The sequence below is a fragment of the Bradyrhizobium sp. WSM4874 genome, from assembly GCF_055811835.1.
The window spans coordinates 1-316 of sequence record NZ_JBVVPR010000253.1 but is presented as its reverse complement, the minus strand read 5'-3'; the positions used below and the strand labels follow the sequence as shown (position 1 = coordinate 316).

Sequence of the window (316 nt, the reverse complement as noted above, 5' to 3'; positions counted from 1 at the left end):
CGAAGCACCCGGGCATCAACATTGTGTCGCGAGATCGCGGTGGTGGATATGGCGAGGCAGCAGCCAAGGCGCTGCCGCACGCCATCCAGGTCGCCGACCGCTGGCATCTGATGGAAAACGCGAGCGCGGCCTTCCTTGATGCGGTGCGCCGCTCCATGAGCAAAATCCGAACTGCAATCGGGGCGACGAGGATCGATCTTAAACTGCTGACCTGCGCGGAAAAGCTTCGCTATCACGGCTATCTGCGGCGCCAGGACAGCCATGCCGCAATCGCGGCTCTTGTCAGCGACGGTGTGCCGCTCAAGGAGATCGTCCG

General features: G+C 62.7%; 1 protein-coding gene. It reads left to right on the top strand.

What is annotated here, in order from left to right:
• On the top strand, positions 1 to 316 hold a 316-nt coding region (locus tag AC0L3P_RS40255; protein ID WP_473309492.1), incomplete at both ends, for a transposase.